Annotated in this window: 13 protein-coding genes; 4 read left to right on the plus strand and 9 right to left on the minus strand. The window is 35.5% G+C overall.

Features of this window, described 5'->3' with window-relative positions; translation table 11 throughout:
* The first annotated feature begins 156 nt into the window (after positions 1–156).
* On the plus strand, positions 157–1,971 hold the full coding sequence (locus ACHZAX_RS08295; RefSeq protein WP_320018754.1) for a prenyltransferase/squalene oxidase repeat-containing protein: 1,815 nt from the start codon (positions 157–159) through the stop codon (positions 1,969–1,971).
* A 264-nt stretch (positions 1,972–2,235) separates the two neighbouring features.
* On the opposite strand, the gene ACHZAX_RS08300 is transcribed toward ACHZAX_RS08295, so the two are convergent.
* A complete protein-coding gene (locus ACHZAX_RS08300) occupies positions 2,236–3,534 on the minus strand; it encodes an exonuclease domain-containing protein (protein WP_320018755.1) in 1,299 nt (432 codons plus the stop codon).
* Positions 3,535–3,743: 209 nt separating this feature from the next.
* On the opposite strand from ACHZAX_RS08300, the gene ACHZAX_RS08305 reads away from it, so the two are divergent.
* A complete protein-coding gene (locus ACHZAX_RS08305; protein ID WP_320018756.1) occupies positions 3,744–5,045 on the plus strand; it encodes a M18 family aminopeptidase in 1,302 nt (433 codons plus the stop codon).
* A 208-nt stretch (positions 5,046–5,253) separates the two neighbouring features.
* Here the strand turns inward: ACHZAX_RS08305 and ACHZAX_RS08310 are convergent, their stop codons facing one another.
* A complete protein-coding gene (locus tag ACHZAX_RS08310; RefSeq protein ID WP_320018757.1) occupies positions 5,254–6,192 on the minus strand; it encodes a TRM11 family SAM-dependent methyltransferase in 939 nt (312 codons plus the stop codon).
* Positions 6,193–6,760: 568 nt separating this feature from the next.
* On the opposite strand from ACHZAX_RS08310, the gene ACHZAX_RS08315 reads away from it, so the two are divergent.
* Both ACHZAX_RS08315 and ACHZAX_RS08320 read left to right on the plus strand, forming a co-directional pair.
* On the plus strand, positions 6,761–8,152 hold the full coding sequence (locus ACHZAX_RS08315) for an OmpA family protein (protein ID WP_320018758.1): 1,392 nt from the start codon (positions 6,761–6,763) through the stop codon (positions 8,150–8,152).
* Positions 8,153–8,162: 10 nt separating this feature from the next.
* A complete protein-coding gene (locus tag ACHZAX_RS08320; protein ID WP_320018759.1) occupies positions 8,163–10,175 on the plus strand; it encodes a hypothetical protein in 2,013 nt (670 codons plus the stop codon).
* 372 nt (positions 10,176–10,547) lie between these two features.
* Here the strand turns inward: ACHZAX_RS08320 and ACHZAX_RS08325 are convergent, their stop codons facing one another.
* The 7 genes from ACHZAX_RS08325 to ACHZAX_RS08355 all read right to left on the minus strand — a co-directional run bounded on the left by ACHZAX_RS08325 (position 10,548) and on the right by ACHZAX_RS08355 (position 16,468).
* Entirely contained in the window at positions 10,548–11,459 is a 912-nt protein-coding gene (locus ACHZAX_RS08325; protein WP_320018760.1) for a helix-turn-helix domain-containing protein, read from the minus strand.
* Positions 11,460–11,468: 9 nt separating this feature from the next.
* Complete coding sequence (locus ACHZAX_RS08330) at positions 11,469–12,233, minus strand: SDR family NAD(P)-dependent oxidoreductase (RefSeq protein WP_320018761.1); 765 nt, start codon at positions 12,231–12,233, stop codon at positions 11,469–11,471.
* Between the two features lie 11 nt (positions 12,234–12,244).
* The gene (locus tag ACHZAX_RS08335; RefSeq protein WP_320018762.1) at positions 12,245–13,111 is read right to left on the minus strand and encodes an SDR family oxidoreductase; all 867 of its coding nucleotides are present in this window, start codon (positions 13,109–13,111) and stop codon (positions 12,245–12,247) included.
* A 276-nt stretch (positions 13,112–13,387) separates the two neighbouring features.
* Positions 13,388–13,777: a hypothetical protein gene (locus tag ACHZAX_RS08340; protein ID WP_156195839.1), complete on the minus strand. Its 390-nt coding sequence runs from the start codon at positions 13,775–13,777 to the stop codon at positions 13,388–13,390.
* Positions 13,778–13,905: 128 nt separating this feature from the next.
* Complete coding sequence (locus ACHZAX_RS08345; RefSeq protein WP_101310459.1) at positions 13,906–14,307, minus strand: GFA family protein; 402 nt, start codon at positions 14,305–14,307, stop codon at positions 13,906–13,908.
* A 271-nt stretch (positions 14,308–14,578) separates the two neighbouring features.
* Positions 14,579–14,941, minus strand: a complete 363-nt coding sequence (locus tag ACHZAX_RS08350) for a DUF2513 domain-containing protein (RefSeq protein ID WP_101310460.1) — start codon at positions 14,939–14,941, stop codon at positions 14,579–14,581.
* A gap of 675 nt (positions 14,942–15,616) precedes the next feature.
* Entirely contained in the window at positions 15,617–16,468 is an 852-nt protein-coding gene (locus ACHZAX_RS08355) for a hypothetical protein (protein ID WP_320018763.1), read from the minus strand.
* Positions 16,469–16,826 lie beyond the last annotated feature (358 nt).

Below are 16,826 nucleotides of genomic sequence, written 5' to 3' on the forward strand. Positions count from 1 at the left end.
AGAGATTCTTCACTTTGTTCAGGATGATGCACTTATGAGTTATGAGTTATGAGTTATGAGTTATGAGTTAGGAATTATAAGTTATGGGTTTTACAGCCGTCCCGAGGAATCTGCTGAATTTGAAGAGATTCTTATTACTTGATATTTATTTAAAAAATGACGCCAAACTACGACAACATACAATCCCTAAAACAAAAATTGGATGCTTACATCATTTCTCTTCGGAATGAGAAGGGATTCTGGGATGGCAGATTGTCAAGCAGTGCGCTGTCAACGGCAATTGCGGTATTTGCATTGTGGAAGTACGATCCAAAGAAATACAACTTCCATATCCAAAAAGGATTACACTGGTTGGCGAACAATTCCAATTTGGATGGCGGATGGGGAGATACCATTCGAAGCAAAAGTAACTTGAGCACAACACTTTTAACCTGGGCTTGTTTTGCCATTGTGAAAAATGATCCTACTTATGCAGATTGCATTCACAATGCTGAAAATTGGCTGACTGATCGATTGAAAAAACTGGATCCGGAATCAATAAGTACCGCTATTCTCAATCATTATCAGAAAGATCAGACCTTTTCAGTTCCTATTTTGGCCATGTGTGCATTATCCGGCAAACTGGGAGAAAAAGGCTGGGATTTGGTGCCGCAACTGCCTTTTCAGATGGCGGTTTTTCCCGATCGACTGTTCAAATTGCTGAACCTTTCTGTAGTAAGTTATGCCATTCCGGCTTTGATAGCTATTGGATTGGTGAAGTCAGTAAATACCAAAGCAAGCAAACCCATTGCGACTTTAAATAAATCGGTAAAAGCAAAGGTGTTGAAGGTCCTGGCAGAAAAACAACCTGATAACGGAGGCTTTTTAGAGGCCGCACCGCTATCGGGATTCGTTCTCATGAGTTTGGTTGGATCGGGAGAGAAAGCGCTTGAGGTTTGCTCTAAAGCTGCTAATTTCCTTGATAAATCGATTCGGGAGGATGGAAGCTGGCCGATTGATACACATTTAGCCACCTGGGTGACTTCCTTGTCGGTAAATGCATTGGATGACGACAATTTAGCAAGCTTGCCTGAAATAGAAAAGACTGTAAGCTGTTTCCTCGATCAGCAATTGAAAGCAGTACATCCCTTTACCAAAGCAGAACCTGGCGGTTGGGCCTGGACACACCTGCAAGGGGGAGTGCCGGATGTGGATGATACTTCGGGGGTACTGGTTGCCTTACATCGACTGAAAGGGTTTCAGGAGATTCCAAAGAAAGTGGTTGAAGAGGGAATAAACTGGCTGCTGAAATTGCAAAATTCGGATGGCGGAATGCCTACATTCTGCAAAGGCTGGGGAAAATTGCCATTTGATTGCTCTTGTCCTGATATTACGGCTCATGCCATGAAAGCAATTAGTTTTTGGAACAAGGAAATGGATCCGGAAGTAAGAGCAAAAATTCACGCCTGTTTCAGAAAAGCCTGGCGGTATATAAAGTCAACACAACAAGTGGATGGTTCCTGGCTGCCACTGTGGTTTGGGAACGAAGATGATGCGAAACATCACAATCCTGTGTATGGAACTTCCATTGTTTTGTATTCCTTAACCTGCATTGAATCAGTATGTATATTTGGATCAGGTGAAGTGAAAATTAAAGCAGCTGATTTTCTTCTTTCAACTCAGAATGAGGATGGTGGATGGGGCGGAAATACTTCTCTGATCTCAACAATTGAAGAAACTTCGCTGGCAATTAGAGCCTTGAGTGGTACAGATAACTGGCCGCAAATAAGCAAGGGAATTAATTGGCTGCAGCAAAACTTACCCAAAGATTTATCAGAAATTAAAGCCACACCTATTGGACTTTATTTTGCCTCCCTTTGGTATTTCGAGGATATGTATCCTTTGGTATTTGCCGGATCTGCACTAAAAGAGGCATTGGAATCCTTAGCCTTTCAAAAGGAAAAAGAAGAAGCTTTTTCAGAAAAGACCTGACAGCGTTTGTTCAACCTGTCAAAATACTATTTGGAATCTATAAGTATTCACAGAACTCACCCCTCTGTCCTTCGGACATCTCCCCTGAAAAGGGAGAATCATACTTTTGAACTTATTTTATGAAAATCTGCTTAATTATTGAATCTTTCCCTTTTAAGGGAAAGTGCCGACAGGCGAAAGGGTGCGTTTAATTTGCCTCTTTTGTAGTATAAAAAAAGGCGTGATTAATCGCACCTTCATATTTTAGTAATTGTTCATTTTTATTTATTCATTATCCACAGCCACTCCAATCATCTCCCAAAAAATCTTTTCATCCATTACATTTACATGATATTCCATGGCTTTTCGGTTCTTGCGGCCTTTTGCCGAGAAAGAATCCACCTGAGCGGTAATCAGGTAATCAACATTTTTGGAAACTACCCGTTTTAAGATCAAACCACGCTCTTTTACCAGTTGCTGAGCCAATTCCCGATCGATACGTTGTCCGTTTATTTTGCAATTTAAATGACCAGAGAAACAAACACTTTTTCCTTTTAATGATTTTAGCTGCTTTTGAACGCCCGGAGTAGTGATTTGGATCTTAGTCCGTTCATATTCTATCAACAATTTCAGATCTTTTGGCAGAATGCACAGCAATTCAGAAACCAGATTTATATCTTCCATTTCAGAATTGGTCAAAATCTCATCGAGCAGGTAAATGCGAATTAACTTTCGCAAATATTCCTCATGAATTTCCATAACCTGATCTTTGGATAGCTTGTAATCCGAAGCCAATTCAACCAGTGAAACGATTTCTCTTTCGCTAAGAATACGATCGGCAAGAGCACGGTCCAGAACGTTTAAATATTGACGTACAGGCACCGAATCTCCGGCATTGGATGTCAATCGGTTTAATAAGTCGTAAAGTCGTGTTTTTTGAATGTTTGCAATGTTTCTTGCCTCTTTGCGCTTAATAAACATGTTCCGTTCTTTTGGACAATCTTCAATAGTATTAACATATAGAAAATCTTTTACAAAATCCTCTATTTCAAATTGCTGGTTGTACAGGTTTTTAAGAATAGAGAAAAGCTTTGCTGTTGCCAATGAATCAGCCTTAGCGGTATGCCGTGCAGATAAATCGATGTCGTAATAAGTACATAGCTGTTCCAGGCGGCGCAAGCCGGATTCAGGAGCAACCAAATTAGCCAATTTTAGGGTGCAGATGCCTTTAAAATCAGCAAGTTCTCCATTTAATGCAGGTTTTAGAAAACGGATGGCAAAATCGAGGTCATGCGCAACCAGTGTTTTGCCGTTTAAACGGGATAAAATATCTGGTGCAATTTCCGAAATGGAAGGTGCATTTTTTACCATTTCATCCGTAATGCCATGAATCTGGAAGCCTTCAATATCTTTTCCAGGGTGAACTAATGTTTCGTAACTATCGAGAAGCTCGCCGTTCCAATTTACAGTTTGAATGGCCAGTTCGATTAAATGATCGCCGTGTTGAGGTGAAATACCGGTAGTTTCCAGTGAAATAACGGCAAATTGATGCTTGTAAAGTTCCAGTATCGAGTCGCTTGTCATGGGTTGATTTGGCTTAGTTTTTTTTGAATGGTAACAAATATAATATTATTGAAGAAATTATGACGGGAATTATGAGTTATGAATGAGAAATTATGAATTTAAGTATACATGTAAGTGCATTAATAACTCATCATTTATAATTCCTAATTCTTAAAAATAATGTAGTTTTGAGACTCAGAAATAGAAAACACAAAATAAAAAAAACACTTATGAACCTTGACAAACAACAAGCACAGGAACTGATTGATTTTATTCATGAAAGCCCGAGTACTTACCATGCAGTAAATAATATCCGTGAAGAATTAAACGAAGCAGGATTTCAGGAATTGGATCTTCGTGAAGAATGGACTCTTGAAAAAGGAGGGAAGTACTTTACAACAAAAAATGGTTCGGCTCTTTTTGCTTTTGTAATTGGTAAGGGGGAAATTGAAGAAGAAGGTTTCCAATTGATCTGTGCCCACTCTGATGCGCCCGGATTTAAAATCAAACCAAATCCGGAGATAGCAGTAGAAGGAAATTATCTGAAGCTGAATACAGAAGTATATGGCGGCCCGATTTTACGAACCTGGATGGATCGTCCGCTTTCCATTGCCGGCAGAGTATCTGTAAAATCAAACGATCCGTTGAATCCGGAGCATTTGTATGTGAAGATTGACCGCCCCTTGATGGTGATTCCGAATTTGGCCATTCACATGAATCGTGAGGTGAACGAAGGTGGTGCATTAAACAAACAAAAGGACATGCTTCCATTGCTGGCCATGATCACCGATGAAATGGAAAAGGACAATTGTTTGGTAAACCTGATGGCTGAGGAGTTGAAGATTGATGCAGAAGCCATTATCGATTTTGATATTAATTTATTCGAAGTGGAAAAAGGCTGTATTCTGGGTCTGAATGAGGAGTTTATTTCTGCACCCAAACTAGACGATTTGGCCATGTCGCATGCCGGATTAAAAGCGTTATTGGCCTCAGGCGAATCGAAGAAAACGCGAATGCTGGCTATTTTCGACAACGAAGAAGTGGGTAGTTTAACCAAGCAGGGAGCAGGATCGCCGGTGTTGCGTCATTTGCTGCAGCGCATTGTTTTTAAATTGGGGAAAGACATGGAAGCCTTTCACCGGGCAGTTTATAATTCTTTCATGATTTCGGCAGATATGGCTCATGCCGTACATCCAAATGGTACGGAAAAGCACGATCCAACCAACCGTCCGTACATCAACAAAGGACCGGTAATTAAGATTCACGCCAACCAAAAATATACTACCGACGGCGATTCGGGAACCGTATTCGAAACCTTGTGCAAGAATGCCGAAGTTCCTTACCAAAAGTTTGTGAACCGTTCCGATTTAGTGGGAGGCAGCACTCTTGGCAACGTTTCAACCGGTCAGGTAGATATCCGCACAGTAGACATCGGAAATCCCATGTTTGCTATGCACTCGGTTCGCGAAACGGGTGGCGTTAAAGACAATGTGTACATCCGTAAAGTATTCACAAGCTTTTTTGGATTGTAGCAAAAACTAAAGCATAAGAAAGAGGGTGTCCGAAAAGTTCAATTTTATTGTCATTCTGATCCCGAAGAATCGGGACGAAGAATCTGTAAATTTGAATAACAGATGTTTCGACTTTGCTCAACATGATGTTTCTAAGTGAAACTTTACTTTTCGGACATCCTCTTTTTATTTTAACGAAGCTTGCACTCTGCGCAGGAGCTTTATCCTCTTAATTCTTTTCACAAACCCATATTTTTCGGGCGAAATTTCCCTTTCTGCTTTTACTAACGCTGCAATAATCTGATATTCTGAATCCTGTGCTGCTGATTACCTTTGTAATATCCGAGGTAGATACGATAACAAGCCGGTCTGTGATTTCTGCTGTCGACTCAATAATGTGTAAGATATCAGTATCTGTTGCATTGGTGAACAAATTATAGGGCAGATCGATAATGGCAGCCTCATACCTTTTGCTAATGTCTTTAATGTCCGAATGATAAACATTTGCAGTATAGTTGAAATGAGAAAGATTTTTTCGGGCATTCTTACATGTCTTCCCGTTGATGTCGCAGCCCTCAATGTTATTTCCTGCAAAACAGGCTTCTAACATGATTGTGCCAACACCACAACATGCATCCAGCAGCTTTTTCTCTTTGTTTGCCTTTGCAGCAATATTAACAAGAGCTTTGGCAATATTTACACCTATTGAGTTGCTGAACGAGCATGGTTTTTGCTTGTGTTTGTGCCAGGCTATGTTGTTTTTAACCGAAACACCAAAATACCAAATGTCCTCGTAACAACACAAAGCATAAGTTATTGTTGGGTTGTAATAATCATGAACACCTTCAATGCGGTAGCCAATATCTCTTAACTTATTTAGCCTGTCAGTATACTCAGTTGTATCACCGTCAACAACTAAATATTCAATTTTGAAACCTTCAACGCGTATATATTCTTTTTCGATTTCATTTAGTAAAGTCGGGTAATCTTCAGAATAGGAAATAATGTCAAGTCTGTTTTTAATGAAAGCACTGCTTGAAGGATCTACTTTTATATCGGAAAAAAGCAGCTTGTTCTTTTCTTCCTTATTAAAAATGTATCTCGATTCGAGCGTGCACAACTCCCTTTCGGTGCTATCACAATTAAAGGAATATAGATATTTGTTCATCTGCATATTTTTTCACCTTGTATGCAAAGATGATACTATAAAATCAAATCCCATCTTTTGTTCCTGATATTCTTTTCTCTGTGTGATTTTCGCATTGCCCGTTAAGGCACATCCTTTGCAAAAAGTAAAGAATAGATTTTACACCAAATTGGTGAACCGTTCCCATTTAGTGGCTGCTCTTTATACACATCTTATTGGTAGAAAAAAATCAAGAGCAACAAGATGTATAAAAAAGATAATATCAAGAATTAGCACCCTTTTCCCGACGTGTCGGGATCGGCACTTTGTTCACAATATTGTTTCAAATTGCGTTCACGATCTTCACTGCGTTACGGTGTTCTTTCAAGGGAAAGATTCAATTTGAAAATACATGCAAAAGTTAAAGTAGTGAATTCTCCCATTTTAAGGGGAGATGTTCGAAGAACAGAGGAGTGCTTAAGTTTATAATCAAGTTAAAAAATGAATGGTTTGGCAAAAACTATAATTTATGTTGCGGTTTCATCATTAAACGTACCAATTCAATATATTTATTTAATTTTAGGCAACACAAACATAATTCCATTTTAGAATGAAAAAACTCTACCTAAAACATCTCATGGCATTGAGTGTTATTTTTACATGGTTTGGATCCTATGCTCAAGTTCAGAATATGGTACTTAACCCAGGTTTCGAAGTGTATGAAAAGTGTCCCGAAAGTTACACTTTTATGGACAACACACATAAATTAGTGCCTAACTGGACCTATCCAACAGCTACTACTCCCGATTATTTCAACGAATGTGGCTCTAATGAAGTAAAAGTACCCGATAATTTTGCAGGATACAGCAAGGCTAAATCGGGTAGAGGATACGTGGGAGCTATTTTAAGTGGAAGTAATCGTGATTTTAGAGAATACTTTCAAGGTACTTTAATTAGATCTATGGATGCAGGTCAAAAATATTGTGTTTCTTTTTGGTACAAATTAGCATCTGGAAGTAAATTTGCTGTTGATCAGTTGAGCATGCATTTTTCAAATTCAGAAATAGCAAATGGGAATAAAACATTTTTAAACTTAGAGGCGCATTTAACGAATAAAGAGGGTCTATTTTTAGACAATACCGAAGAATGGATCCAGTTCTGTCAAGTATATACAGCTAAAGGAGGTGAGGAATTCTTTGTTGTAGGTAACTTTAATAACTATGATAATACGAACTATGTAATTACTGGTCGTGATACTAAGAATAAAAAAGGCAAGACATATGCTTACTACTTTTTTGACGATTTTGAGATTCGTCCGCTAGATGATTGTAATATGTGTGCATGCGTTCCTAAAGATTTAACAACCGTGGTTATTGATTCTTCTTACACAGGAGGTCTAAATCCAGTTACAGGTCAAATTAGTAAAATAATAAATGATGGTGTTATTAGCTTAAAAATATCAGGAGGAGAAGCTCCTTATGCTATTGATTGGAGTAACGGAACAAAGAATGCAAAAAAAATTCAAAACCTAAAAGCAGGTACCTATACTTACCATGTAAGTGATAAAAACAATTGCCAGTCGGAGGGGACTATTGTTTTTAAAGAGCCCCTGCTCCCTAAAGATGCTCTTACCGAGGGATTAAGAAATATTGAAGAGGGAGGTGCCCTTATTTTAAATAATATTTTCTTTGAAACGGGTAAAAGTACGCTTTTGCCAACTTCATTTGAAGAACTCGATAAAGTAGTCGATTTTTTAAAAGAAGGAACAGTTAGTTTGATTGAGATTAGCGGGCACACTGATGATGTGGGTTCTGATGAATTAAATCAAAACTTAAGTCAGCAACGAGCAGAGTCTGTGGTTACGTATCTTGTTGGTAGAGGAATCAACACTCAAATAATTAAAGGAGTTGGGTATGGAGAATCTAAGTTTTTAGATACCAATAAAACAGAAGTTGGGCGATCAAAGAATCGTCGCGTGGAATTTTTAGTACTCAAAAAATAAACTCTTAGGTATGAATTCAAGAAAAATAAATATACTAATCATTTCACTACTACTATCAATTATTAGTTTAGCACAGAAGCCTAAAAAAATATACAATAATTATTTGTTTAAAGGCATGGAGGCAAGTGCAAAGGCTGATATTGATAAAGAACTTGGTAAGGCTAAAGAAGATTTCGATAAAGTTTTATTAGAAGAACCTGAATCAGCAATGGCTAATTTAGGACTAGCTATCGTTTACTCCTATGATGAATATTCTGACAAAGATTATTTTAAAGCTTTGAGATACATTCAGAAAGCTTATGACGCACAATCACAGTTTACTGCAGACGATAATGATGTTTTAAATGAATTGTTTTTTAAACAAGATAAAAGGCGTAGCAATAGAACTATAATTAAGAACATGGACTGGCAGCGCCTACAAGTGGAAGATAAGTTGATTAAATATGTGCGAGAGGAAAATAATACAGATTATGCCAAGCGATTTTTAACCGAATTTCCTGATTCAAAATACTATACTAATGTTTCACATATTTTGAATTACATCCTATTTCGTGAAGCCGAGAATAAAAATACGCTTGCTGCATTTAATCAATTTTTGAAGGATTATCCCGAATCAGCTCAAGCTGATATTGCAATAAAGATGCGCAATCAATTAGCCTATAAAACTACTATCAATGAGGGATCATTAGCTAGTTTCCGGAATTTTGTTGAATCATATCCCGAGGCTGCTCAAGTTGAAGAGATTAAGAAATTGATGGAAGGAATGGCTTTTAAAGAAGCATACGATAAACATACACTTGAGGCTATTGAGCGTTTTATGGTCGAATTTCCTAATTCATCAAAAATGTTAGAAGCTAAGCTTTTAAAACAGGAATTGCTTTTTGAATGGGCTAAAAGTATAAATAGCTTAGAGGCTTATAACAAATTTGTGTCTTCATTCCCCGAAGGCAATCGTTACATTGATATTTTTAATCTAAAAGCCAGGGTATTGGGAGAAGAGGCACTTACGAATTTTCCAATGGAAGATTACAAGTTTGTAAGAGGATTCGATAACCAGCAGCTTAACGATTTTGGTGGTGGAATCACTAAGCGCCCAAATGGAGAGCTTGTAGTAGCTGCATCGTCGCGTAAAGCAGAAGGAGAGATGTATGACTCTTGGCTTTTAGGCCTGGATGCTAGTGGAAAAATGATTTGGAATAAGATGTTGGGAAACCGTTTCGATGATCTTGTAAATAAAGTCAGCATAAGTGCTCAGAACGAAATTTATGTTGCAGGTATTACTGATGCCATAGTTGATAGTGTGAAAGGGCAAGCGTGGCTTTATAAGCTTGATGCCAATGGTAAAAATATATTTAATCAGAGAATTGATATGGATGAAGTACTTGATTTTGTAGTTGATCCCGACAATAAAATTTTAGTTGCAGGCTATAGCAAAAACGCAAAAGATTCCACTTTTACGCCTGGTTTGGTAAAACTCAATGCCAATGGTAAAATGTTGTGGTCACGTGCCTACTCAAGCAAGGGCAAGGTTTATAATTTAGCTGGTGATACCTCAGGTATTACTTATGCTGCTGCCGGCAACTGGATATTTGCTGTTAACCAGGCAGGTTATTTACAATGGGATATTTTGTTGGATCAAGATGTAAAATCGACTGCTGTTGGCATTAATGGGAACAATTCACTAGTTTTTGCGGGTATAAATACTACGGGAGCGTTTGCAAGTGGCTATGATACAAATGGGGAAAAAATTTGGGAATCTCCTATTCCTATATCTGGAAATGGAAGCATAGAACAAATAATAACTTTACCGGATAATAGTTTTGTGATTGCAGGAACATTTAATCACAAAATCAAACTAGTCCATATCGATGAAACAGGGATTATTCAATCAGAAAAAGAATTTAGTTTGCCACAAGGAATTAAACTAAACGATTTAACAGCTGCTGATGGGAATTTTGTAGCAATTAGTGCCACAAGATTAACAGAAAAAGGCGATTTAATTGTATTTGAAATGGGTCTGTAAAAACAAGATTCGTAAATAAAGCTGGGGCATGATCTATTTTGGGATCTCCATATATTTTAAACTGGTATTTTTTTTTATCGAAGAACGCGATACAATCGCGCACTAGCGGGGCAGCAAAATGAAAGCTGTGAAATGGTTAAGGCATATCTGTAATTGTTATCTCAATCTATTTTATCATTGTACATTGGATTATCAGTTGACCTAAAATTGAATTGACTGCATAATAAGAGCCGTATGAATTGAGAGATTCACTGCCTGTCCCGATTTTTTTAGGGATACGGTTCTGTGAGAAGTTAGGGGTGAATTGAAAATCGACGAAGTCAAATTCCCTTGGCTTACTTGACTAGCTGTAGTGGTTTTCTAAATTCTTTTTTAATTATATAATTTTCGAAATTCCAATGGGGTCAATTCCGTTTTTTTCTTGAATAATTTACCGAAAGATTGAGGGTGTTCAAATCCTAAACTGAATGCAATTTCATTTACCGATAACTCTGTAGTTGAAAGTTTCTCTTTAGCTAATTGCATTAGTTTTTCGTGAATAAATTCTTGAGTGCTTTTTCCCGATAGTGTTTTTAATAATCTGCTTAAATAATTGGGTGATAAGTTCAATGAAGCAGACAGATAATTAACTGTTGGCAATCCATTTTCCTGTAGGTCTTTGCTTTTAAAATAATTATTTAAAAGTGTTTCGAATTGCTCAAGTATTCTATGGTTCGATTTTTTTCGAGTGATAAATTGACGTTGATAAAACCGTTCTGAATAAGTGAGTAATAATTCCAATTGCGAAATGATAACATCTTGACTGAATTTATCAATAGTTGAATTATATTCGTGATTAATATTTTGCATCAAATCAGTTAACATATTTTGTTCCTTGCCCGAAAGATGCAGTGCTTCGGTTAGTTCGTAAGCAAAAAAGTCATATTTCTCAATTTTTTTAGCCAAAGATGTATGCCATAAAAAATCGGGATGGAAAATAAGTAACCAACCCGAATGATTTAATTTTTGTTCATCTTCTACTTCAATACGCATTACTTGATTAGGTGCTATGAAAGCTAATACGCCTTCGTCAAAGTCGTATTCCTGTTGTCCATATTTCATTTTACCATTAAACACCTGTTTTAAGGCAATTGAATAAAAACCGTGAGTAAACCTTGAAACCGTTATATTTTCTTTCCTTTTAATATCGGCAAAATTAATTACGCTAACCAAAGGATGCTGTGGTTTTGGCAACTGCATTAATCTATGATATTCGGTGATATTTTTTATGTGAAGTATAGACATTAGTTTGTTTTAAATCATTTGTCCTCCAGACACTTCTATACGTTGTGCGTTTATCCATTTAGCATCGTCGGTACATAAAAAGGCAACGACACTACCTATATCATCTGGTAATCCAACACGCCCTAAAACGGTGTTAGATGCAATAAAATTATTCATTTTTTCATTATCTCTAACTGCACCACCGCCAAAATCTGTCTCGATAGCTCCTGGTGCAATGACGTTTGACCGAATTCCTCTTTCACCTAATTCTTTTGCCTGATACTTAGTTAAGGTTTCAATAGCACTTTTCATAGACGCATATGCTGAAAATCCGTTTAACGCAAAACGAGTTAGACCAGTTGACACATTGACAATTCCACCACCATCGTTTAGAATGTTCAATGCTCTTTGAGTTAATAAATAGGTGCCTTTAAATTGAATATTATAAAGCGTATCTAATTGTTCTTCGGTTGTTTTTGCAAATGGTGCGTTTATTCCAATTCCTGCATTATTTACGAGATAGTCAATTTTATCAACTCCGAATTTGTATTTAATTGACTTTTTAACAGTATCAAAGAATGTTTCAAAACTTTGGAAATCTGTTACATTTAATTGAACCGCAATAGCTTGTTGTCCTAAACGCTCAATTTCTTTGATAACCTCATTAGCTTTTTCTTTGTTGGTGTTATAAGTTAAAATTATATGAAGCCCTTTTTTTGCCAATTCCAAAGCCATATTTTTTCCTAATCCACGACTTCCACCTGTTACTAAAGCAATTTTTATTTCGTTTTTCATTTTGTTTGTTTTTATAAATTGAATAATATTTTTAAGCCTTCTTTTAGGCTTTTTGGTTTACGTCCGAGATATTGTTGCAATTCATTTGTAACCGTTTCCTCTTGTCTGTTTTTAATATCAAGATTAAAACCTACTATCTTTTTGACCATTGGTTCAGGAACTCCATTTTCTAACATTATTTTTTTGAATGGCTCAACTTCTATAGATTTGTAATTTACCTGTTTGCCCGAAAGTTCTGTAAGCGCAGTTGCAACATCATAAAAAGAATATGCATCAGAACCCGTAAAATTTAATGTTTGATTTTCGAAATTTTCTTTCATTAAAACATTAGCTATTGCCTCGGCTAGTTCAGCTTTTAAAACATAGGCAGCTTTTCCATTTCCGGTAGGTTGTAATATCCCTTTCTCAAAAACGTGTTTGCCAACAAAAAGAGGCAAAACATCCATATACAACGCATTTCTAAAAATGATATATTTCAATCCGCTTTGTTTAATATAGTCTTCTGTCAGGAAATGTTCTGTCATTAGTTTATTTACTAACGTGTTTTTGTCTTTTAAAGAACGACTTGTATAGGCAATGTTCTGAACACCTTTCTTTTTTGCAGTATCAATAACGTTTTTATGTTCTTGCATTCTATCGCCTTGGTCTCCCGAAGAGATTAGTAAAACGGTATCTACGTTCTCCATCGCTTTTTCAAGCGATTCAACATCACTATATTGACCAATAAAAGTTTTTAATCCTTTTTGTTCGAATTCGGTTTTTCTGCCTTCTTTTCTTGTGAGAACCGAAATATTTTCAGCTTTCATCCTTTTAAGTAAGGTTTCAATAACTGTAGTCCCCAATTCTCCAGTAGCACCAGTAACTAATATTTGTTTCATTTTCCATTTCTTTAGGTGAAGTACAAAGGTGAAACAGTTAAACAATAGTTATGTAGTCAAATCTATCTTTGTATCAGCCAAATCGGATAAATGACTGATGTTTGTGGATTAGCAAGATGTTTTTTTATCATTCCGACTAACGGCAGTCTGTTTAAAAACTCAACAAACTGCTTAATTAAGTGTTAAATATATCGGTTTTAAGGATACATAAAAATTGATATTGCGAATTGGCAACATCTTTTTTTTTGTTATCTGCTATTTCAAATTTTATGGATATTATAATTTGGTCAAAAGAATATCTGTTGGACTAATGAATCTAATTTCTACTCGATCACCAATTCTGGCACCAACATGAGTGAACCAGTTACCTAATAACCGAAGATTTCTTCTTCCGCTAAATTGCTTTGCATGTATAGCACCTGCTCTAGAACTACCTGTTGATTTTAATTGAACATTAACAAGAAAACCTTCACTTGAATTACAATTATAAATATTGTTATTGGTAGAGTTGCTATTTGTTATATTTAAATTTCTGGCATTACGTGCAGAAATTTGTAAATAACCTTCTCCATAAATAATACCTCTTGTAGAAGTATGTCGGTGTGAACCCCATTCTAAATGGGCTCTTTTAAGAGTTGTAATAAAGTGATCATTTGTGTTTGGCATTTTTTTAATTTTAAAATTTATTAATTACAGTTGAAGTGGGATACAACCCTTGATATTACTACTTTAAGTTGTTTCTCGATGTCTATTTATATCAAAAAAACAGGAGCAAATTTCTTTGTATTTTTTTCTTATTCAGGGAAACGTCCAAATTTCTTTATTTCTTCCAACGACTCATCCCAACTTGCTTTATTTGAGATAAAAATATGTGCATTGGGTCGTTTTTCTAATTTAGTATCTAAACATCCTGCTGGAACAACTAAAAGTTTACCGTCCATTTGTATATTGGGCAGAGCTGATCCACAATTTGTACAAAAGGCTTTCACATGATTACTCTTAGGTGGTTGAAATATTTTAATTTCAGTTTGTGTTTTTATCCATTCTAGTTTAGCTGTTGTGGAAAACAAATTAGCAGCATGAGCAGCCCCTGTGTCTTTCCTACAATATCTGCAATGGCATAAATAAAAACTCTCAAAGTCACCTATAACTTTAAATTTAATTCCTTTGCATAAACAAGAACCCAAGTATTCCATATGATAAGTCTCTTTTTTTAATTATGAATTTAGTTGAAATCGCCCCGCTACTGCACGAATCCTTTCGTGTGGCTTTTATCTTTTATCGAAGAACGCGATACAATCGCGCACTAGCGGGGTTTCTTTATTGTACTAAACTTTCAAACATCTCGTCAACGCCCATGATAATTTAGCTTTGTTATAGCTCTTTTTTATTTACCTACAATTAGTTGTTAGAATAATACGGTAAATCATCGATCCTTAAACCATTGACTTAGAAAATTATTTTTATTTAACTAAATAACTGATCCTCGGCTAATTTTGTAGCAAGCTTTGTTATTAGACTCATACTGAAGCTTCCTCCTTTTGCCTTAATTATTTGTTTTATTTTACTCCACCTATTATTGTCCCGTATATTATCTAAAAATTCGTGTCCACTCCATGTTAATCTAAATGGAATTATGTCATAAATTCTTCCTGTATTTGTGGTGATCGATTCACCAGCAATTAGGTTTGCTTCAAATAATATGATTAGATGATACGAGACTTGATCTTTGTCAAAACCATTAATTTCCATGTCTTTTTCATGTCCCCAAGCATTTTTTTCTTCGAAGTACTCTAATACTTTTTTTACAAGGTCGAGATCCCGTTTCATGTAGTGTTTTTTTTTTAATTCTGACTAACGTCAAATTTTGTTATTAATATTCAGTGTTTTAAAAAATCTGCAAACTCATAATTTCAGCTTCTTTTTTCCTCACTATTTTTGACGTTAGCAACAGTAATTAATTGGTTACGCTGATGTGGTGAATGAGCTATAACGGCAGTCTGTCTAAAAACTCATCAAACTGCTCAAATAAGGTTTAAATATAGCGGTTTTAAGCATACATAAAAATTGAAAACACCTTCAAAATATGAAATGCAAATTATTATATGTGGCTAAAGCCTATCTATTAATTTGACAAGACCAGTTGGCTAAAGCCAAACTGCAATAGATGTTTTTCATTCGTTTCATTTCAATCATTTACATTTCTATTATCTGTTGCCTGAAAACAAGTGCAATAAACACTCTAATTTTCTACTTGCAACAGTAAAATAGTTTGTGTTATTTATTGCAGTTTGGCTTTAGCCAACTGAATTTAAAATATTCCTAGCCTTTTGCTTTAGCATCATTCTACTCCTTCATTAATGTAAAGCTTCGGGATTATTAAGCTAAAAAAAGAAGCTTTAAGAGCTCGCTAATTAGCAAACTTTTAAAGCTTCCATCTTATTTTTAGAAATATTATTTGGTTATGCAACGGTTGCTTTTGTTAGCAACTGAGCATTTTTCATACTAAAATAGTAGATGTAGCATATCATACAGAAATGCTCCTATTATACTAGTTGCAATAACGTAAAAGAAACCACGATGAATTATTGATAAGTCATTAGTTGATTTATATTGAACTTGAGGATACAACCATCTAAAATAATGGAATAAAATTCTAAGTATAAATAGACTTAAGAAGAAGATGTAAACAAATAAAGCATTTTGTAAAAAGCTGTCAGAAAATACTTGGCTAATATTGATGCTTAATTTGTAGCAAGCCCAAAAACCTATTGGTATCCCTAAAATCCAAACAATTACATCGTAGATACTATTTTTATGTATTCCTGAAATTGATGATGAACGTTTGTTGAAAAATTTATCAATTTCGCTAAATACTCCATTTACCCATGTACTATCAAAACCTTCTACGCAAAATGTAGAATCGTTAGGAGTTTTCTCACTAGGAGCAAATGAAAAATCTAATACTTTAGGCTTTCTAAAATCAATAAATATATCAAAGCGATTTCTCGGTATATAATTGAAATTTGACTTATATATTAATTCACTATTTAAGTAAAGAGATTTAATTTGTTCAGGAAAAGATAAAGATTCAAACACTTCTGTAATTGAACCAAAAAGCTCTTCACCATCCATTCCTGTGATTGTTAACTTAAGAGCAGAACAACTTCTCAAATTTTCTTTCGATTTTTCTAGATCCTCAACTTTAATAAACGATTCTATATGATTGCATTCAATTTCACAAGCAGAATTAGCTCTTTCTTGTAATATTTGTAGAAATTTCAGTAAATCATCTTTATTAATAGTTAATGAATCAATCGGTTTACGTAACCTGTTTTTAACAATTGTATCAGACATTTTATAATTGTTTGTTTTATCTATTTCTAGTAGGCATTCCGCCTTGTTGCTAACTTGCTAGAATATGCACCCGTGCACTTATTTTTAATATATCAAGTAAAAAGCTGCACAATACATTACATTGTCTTATGGTATGTCTTGTGCCTTACTACCGAACGATTGCCATCCCTTCAATAAGTCAGAAGAACAACAACTTTCTCTAAAGGCCATTAAAAATAAGCAATAAATGCACTAAACAGTAGTAATTAGGCAGAGAAAGCACTTTGCATTACTAAAAAAGAACTGCTCTACATAACACGAGTGGTAATAGTACGGGCCGAAGCTTTGCAATGGTGAAAATTACCTGTACATAATCCAT

Origin of the sequence: Labilibaculum manganireducens, from assembly GCF_963665805.2 — a bacterium.
GTDB classification, from domain to species: domain Bacteria; phylum Bacteroidota; class Bacteroidia; order Bacteroidales; family Marinifilaceae; genus Labilibaculum; species Labilibaculum manganireducens.